We start from the raw sequence: 6,308 nt of genomic DNA, 5'->3' as shown, positions 1-6,308 counted from the left end.
TAGTTAGGGTCGTTAAACACCACCGCTTTGGCTGTGCCTTTAGAATCAACAACTGCCAGCAACGCCGCTACTTCCGCAACATCGAGCGGATCGGTGGTGATGTTCATATACAGACCGAGATCTTTGTTCCCACCCGCCAGCTCTGTCGCGTGCCAGCCAATGACCACAATCCCCAAACTTTCTGCAAGTTTGAGGGTTTCCCGGTGCCGCTGGGCATCGATTCCACCAAGAACAATGGCATCAGGCTCAAACCCTATCGCCTTCCTCAATGCAGCACCCTGACGGACTTTAGACCCCAGCCCGTCGATAAACCTCAGGTGCCAATCAAGGTTTGATATGGCTTCTGACATCCCCCTTGCCACGCCATATACGCCACCGTTACGTAAGTCGGAAGCGATAAAAATGATGTTCTTGTCTCGTGTAATGCGTGGTCCATCAGTCGGACCATCCCAAATTTGATTACTGGCAATCGCCTTTGCAACTTTTTCCTGCGCATATGCAAGGAAATCCCCTTCGGCACCATCAGCAAAACTGGATGAGCTGAAAGCAATAGCAAACAGGCTTACTGCTCGCCTTATGATTTTTGTCATAATTTTATTCGATAAAGTATCTTTTTGTAAGAATCGGCTTTATATAATTACAATAATGTTAATACATATTTTAATAATTGGTAACAGTGATGAACTATCACATTTATAAATTTTTATTTGCTGCTATAACCGGAACTCTGGCACTTTCACCTACGGATGGGCTTGCTGATAGTTCAAACACTAAGAACTCCCAGATACATCAGATAGATGCGGGTAAATTGGAGAAATTTCAGATCACGGTAAGTGCTCCACCTGAACCGCTAACGAAAAAACCAGAAAAGCCGATACGCATCGCAATTATTTATCCCAGTGCGGATATTTCTGACTTTTGGGTCCGAAACTACACCGCAATGACAAAAAGACTGGAAGCTCTGAAACTTCCGTTTGAAGTCACCGAGTTCACATCTAAGCAGATCGAGCACTCCCTTCAGACTCAGCACACCAACTCCGTTTTGAATGCTGAAGTTCCCTACGATTTTGTGATTTTTGGACCTTCGGAACTGGAATTACAATCCAGCAATATTCAGAAACTGGCGGCATCCACCGACTTTCAGACGTTTATCTGGGCGTTCCATACCCCAAACCCTGAATGGGAATTCCAACCGGATGCCTGGTTCGATTTCTCCAGCGCGATGGGTGCAGAAGTGCTTTGTGATTACGTCATAAAACACCTCGGAAATGACGTAAGCTTCGCCGCTAACCGCGGTATTCCGGGGATCACCGATACTCAACGCTCTCAGGGGTTTATTGACTGTGTTGAGGAAAAAGGTGAATGGTTAAGCGTGTACGAGCACTTTGGGCAATACCAGAAGCTTGGGGGAGCAGATGGAGTGCGCCTGATATTGGATAATTTCCCAGAGGTCACCATGGTTCACAATGCCAATACGGCAATGACCATGGGTGCGGTTGATGCACTGCGTGAAGCCAAGAAACTGGATGATATTTTTGTCACAGGCTGGGGCGGTACGGCCAAAGAGATTGAAAAAATCAAGCTGGACGAGCTAGACGCGACTCCAATGCGTATGAGTGATGATTTGGGCGTAGCAACGGCTGAATCAATCAAGTTCTACCTCGAAAAACGAGCATCTGAGGTTCCGCTGATTTACCTAGGAAGAATAACCGTAGCGCACAGTGATATGAGCGATGTGGAGCTCAATACCCTGACTCGTGAGGCATTCCGATACTCAGGCAGCGAATAGCTAAGCCCTGAATAACTGAAAGCTTTAAGCCCTCTCAACTTCACATTTAGAGGGCTTTTGTTTTCCTATTCCCTAGTAGCTCTGCAGCACTTCAATCATGGCTTTGCTCCCTTCTTTATTGAGAATTGAATAATGATCTCCATTTACAGCCTGGCTGGTCATGTTCAAAAGAGGTATTTGCCATGAAGCCAGCATTTTTTGTTGCTCCTCGTCTTCATGCTCAGAGGCATAAAATAGCCAAGTGGAATTACTGACTTTGTGTGTGGAGCGATAAGTTGCCAGCGCAGCCGCATTCTTTTGGCAAGTAGACACTACTTGCTCAAGATATTGTTGAGTCTGTTCACTGGCTTGAACATGCCCTTGTTGGGACAAGGCTTTCACGATGTCTGACACTGAGCTTTGAGAATTAAGCTGCCCTTCAAGTTCAGGATATTGCTGGATGATTTCACTGACAAATACCTGATTGAGGTCTTGCTGGTCGGTCTCCCTTTGGTCATCCAAAGCAGGAGGATCAATCAAAACCAGTTCAACAGCAGGATCGAGGTTTTTCGCCATTTCCAGTGCAATAACAGCACCAAATGACCAACCAATAACTCTGCTAACTTTCTTACTCTTCAAAGTGTTATGGTAATGCTCAGCTAAGGATTTAATCGTAGATAGAGACTCACGTTCCTCACCTAACAGTGGATCCCGAAGAGTTAACACCGTTCGATTTTTCGGATAATTTTCTAACCAGTATCGATAGCCTGAAACTTCACCACCAACGGGGTGAATCACAACGTCAATTTCGCCATCATCTGGCACCAGACTGTCAGACTGAGCTCCACACTCTAACTTCTCAACAAGACGATCAATCGAGATATTGTGGTTCAGTTCTGCCAGAGAAAATTGGTTGGGAAATGTCGCATTAAGCTCATCAAACAGATCCAGAACCGTTAGTGAGTCTCCTCCCAAATCATAAAAACACACGTCCGTTTCTGTGTCGCTTTCGTCCATCCCCAGCACCTCAGAAAAGATGCGGGTGAGTTGTTCGCGCACATTAGAGTTCGCAAAGGCAGATTTCTCAGTATTTGAAGTCCGTTCAGGCTTGCTATTCAAACGATGAAAAAACGCCTGTGCGGATTTTGGTTTCAGCGGAGAAACGTAAATTACCCCCTCACCACTTTCAACCGCTCGTTCGAACACCCTAACGCCCTCCTCTGGTGTGATGGCAAATGCCGTGTCTTCTACTGCTTTCGCCATTCCCGTCCTTGCCCATGTTGGGAAGTTCAGAGAAATATATCGAACGGTTCCAGATTGATTCTCAGACGCCGCAAGTTGATTTAAAAACGTGTTCGCCGCGCAGTAATCCGTTTGCCCTGCCACTGGATAAACCGAAGACATGGACGAACATAGAACCACAAACTCAGGATGATATTGGCGCGCTGAATTTACGATGTTTTGCGCACCCGCTATTTTGGCGCTCTGGCTCGATTCAATGGTGCTTGCGGTTGCGGAGTGCAACATAGCGCCCCCAGCAGAACCCGCGGCATGAACGATGCCCGTCACCTTGCCAAATGTGGTTGCGACAGAATCGATAAGCGTATGCCACTGCTCAGAATCACTGACGTCGCATTGAACAGTCTGAATGCCCTGTTGAGTTGAAAGTGAAGAATCGCTTGCGCTGCGTGATACGGAGATCACCACGTTACTTTCATTAAGGCAGCTTAGATACTCGCAAAGATGTTGCCCTATTCCACCTGTTCCCCCAGTTACGATGTACACACCTGAGTCAGGCATCGCCACTGCTTTATTTTCAAAACGATAGGGTTCATTTTCAAAGTGATATGGCTGAAACGTAGGCTTCCAAAGGTAGCGTCCTCTTAAGGCATAAAGGTTTATGTGCTCTGCACTCTCTTCAGTTTGCTTGTTCAATCGTTCAAACAAGGTGGCAATCCCTGCTGAAAGCTGAGAAGTGGACGCCGAATCGGTTACATCCAAGCACGCCAATGACAGATTGGGCTGCTCGATTGACACCATATTCGCCAACCCAATAACTGTGCTGTTCCCTGGTATCAGGGCTTCATCGCCTGTGACATCAGCAACGCCCTTAAGCAGGCAAATCAGAGAGACTTTCATATTTTGCGGTGCAGACAGACAAACCTGAATAAGTTCCACACCTTGCCAGAGAGGATTTTTTTCATCGACACAGTACAACACATTCACACGGGTATGATCGGCGCTCAATGTTTCTAAAGACGCCTTAAACGCTTCAATGGTGGTCACCTCAACGGTATTGGCGTGGAACACTTCTGAAAGATGAGGGCAATGAGTGAGTTCTGAGTTGTAAACCAATGTCGGCAGATCCGTTTCTTTCTGTGACACCTTCGTCGCTCTTTGCCAACATGCCTCTCGGAACCAGTCTTCAAACTCTGCGCGTTCACTGGGTTCTGCCGTTACGAAACGATGATAGAAATCACTCAGATAGGGCTTTTTGTGGAACTGCGTAAGCGGTAGGCTCCCCGCAGAAGAAGTCTTCCCTGCGTCATAAGATCCGAGAATCACATGAGCATTTGTTCCTCCCATACCAAAGCTACTTACGCCGGCTAATCGGTTGTTGCCATTCCATTCGTAACTGTCTTTGGCCAGTAAAAGACCGGCTCGGGAAAAGTCGATGTCTGGGTTCGGCTCATCATTCCAAGTACCCTTTGGCAACTCCTTTCGATAAAGAGCAAGCGCAGTGCGGATAAAGCCCGTCACACCTGCCGCGCTGCCAAGGTGTCCCATCTGGCTTTTTGTCGAACCAATTAAACACTCTTGGCTTTGCACGCCTTTGCTTCGATTTCGTTCAAACGCTTGGCTGAGCGCTTCAATTTCTATTGGGTCGCCCAGTTTGGTGCCTGTGCCGTGCGCTTCAATGTAATCCATCTGGTCGCTAGTGACGCCCGCATTTTTTTGCGCTTGAACGATGACGTCGGCCTGCCCTTTTACGGAAGGAGCATAAAAGCTGACTTTATCCTTGCCATCGTTATTGACTGCACTGCCTTTGATTATCGCGTAAATACGGTCACCGTTTTGCTGGGCTAAATCCAGCCGTTTCAGTACCACCATGCCAATGCCGTTAGCAGGCACTGTGCCGCCAGCGTGTTTCGAAAACGGTTTGCAGTGACCATCCTTTGATAGGATCATCCCCTCTCGATACGCGTAGCCTTCCAGCGTATCCAAATCTGCATTTACTCCACCTGCCAACGCAATATCGCACTCCTGGGTTTGAATTTGACGACATGCTTGGTGAATCGCAACTAGGGAACTGGAACAGGCTGTTTGAGAGGTGATCGCAGGACCTGTCAGGTTGAGATGGTAAGCGATCCGAGTCGAGATAAAGTCCTTCTCATTCAGCAGAGATAAAGCGTAGTCATCCAACTTTCCATCGCTGTTTCTTAAAACTTTGCTGCCATAGGTGTTATCACTGGCACTCATAACCACACCGATAGGGTTGGCGTTGCCCCATTGAATACCCGCGTCTTCCAAGGCATGGACTGCATTCATCAGCGCATGGCGTTGCTGCGGATCCATCAACTTGGCGTCGTGCTCTGAAATACCAAAATATCCTGCATCAAACGCATCGACACCTTCCATGCTTGAACGAACGGAAACCCAAGATGGATCGGTATTGTCATCCGGTTGTTCAATGCGCTGAATGCACTCTTCACCACTTTGAATCACACGCCAGAATGCCTCAAGATTGCCGGCATTAGGTAAGTTCACCGCCATGCCGATAACTGCGACATCAATGGTTTGAGACGGAGAATTTTGAATATGTGATGCCAATGCTGGCGTGGAATTTTCGACATATTCGGTAAGTTTGCGAACGCTGGAATGGGCAAACAGATCCACCAGATTTAACGGCGGCGTCAACTGGCTGAGTTGGTCATCTTTGATGATATGGCTGTGCACTTTCATCAATGATAAAGAGTTAAACCCTGCTTCAAAAAAGTGTCTATCCGGGTCGATGGGATGACCTAGCAGCTCATTGAAAATATTGTGCAGTCGTTGCCCAACCGACGAAGTAATCTCACTTTGATTGCTCACCTCTTTGATTGCCGTAAACCACTCCTTGGGGGCAGGCAGCGCATCACGATCCAGCTTGCCATTAGGCGTGTCTGGCAATGCATCGATGGCGACAAATAGTTTCGGCACCATAAAGTCCGGCATTTGCTGAGATAAGAGTTCGATATAGCGCGTTTTGTTTTCTGCCAATCGTTCAGAACTCATCTGGCAATACGCGATTAGTGTCTCCATTCCTTCTGAGTTGGATTTCAACACCACCGCGCACGCTGTGTTGGACAGCACATTAGCTAAGGCATTTTCTATCTCACCCAGCTCTATCCGGTAGCCGTTAAGCTTCACTTGCTCGTCGTTTCGACCGCAGTAAATCAGTTCGCCTTGCTCATTCCAATAGCCAAGATCGCCGGTTTTGTAGAGCCTGTGAGTTTCCCCAAACACGTTCACTCGGACGAAACGTTCTAGCGTGGTATCT

Annotated in this window: 3 protein-coding genes; 1 reads left to right on the top strand and 2 read right to left on the bottom strand. The window is 47.5% G+C overall.

The genetic code is table 11. The annotated features are described in order from the left end of the window. A partial coding sequence (locus RH89_RS11850) for a type 1 periplasmic-binding domain-containing protein (RefSeq protein WP_004402098.1) occupies positions 1-590 on the bottom strand: 590 nt, incomplete at its 3' end. An 89-nt stretch (positions 591-679) separates the two neighbouring features. Between RH89_RS11850 and RH89_RS11845 the strand changes: the two genes are divergently transcribed. Then, the gene (locus tag RH89_RS11845) at positions 680-1,789 is read left to right on the top strand and encodes a substrate-binding domain-containing protein (RefSeq protein WP_004402097.1); all 1,110 of its coding nucleotides are present in this window, start codon (positions 680-682) and stop codon (positions 1,787-1,789) included. Positions 1,790-1,861: 72 nt separating this feature from the next. Here the strand turns inward: RH89_RS11845 and RH89_RS28680 are convergent. Further along, on the bottom strand, positions 1,862-6,308 hold a 4,447-nt coding region (locus RH89_RS28680; protein WP_004402096.1), incomplete at its 5' end, for an SDR family NAD(P)-dependent oxidoreductase.

The organism is Vibrio nigripulchritudo ATCC 27043 (genome assembly GCF_000222685.1).
Taxonomy (GTDB): domain Bacteria; phylum Pseudomonadota; class Gammaproteobacteria; order Enterobacterales; family Vibrionaceae; genus Vibrio; species Vibrio nigripulchritudo.
The sequence above is the reverse complement of the archived record's forward strand: the minus strand, read 5'-3'. Positions and strand labels throughout refer to the sequence as shown.

Excerpts from the sequence above, each read along its gene's own strand:
- RH89_RS11845 (WP_004402097.1), top strand. The coding sequence starts at position 680 with ATGAACTATCACATTTATAAATTTTTATTTGCTGCTATAACCGGAACT.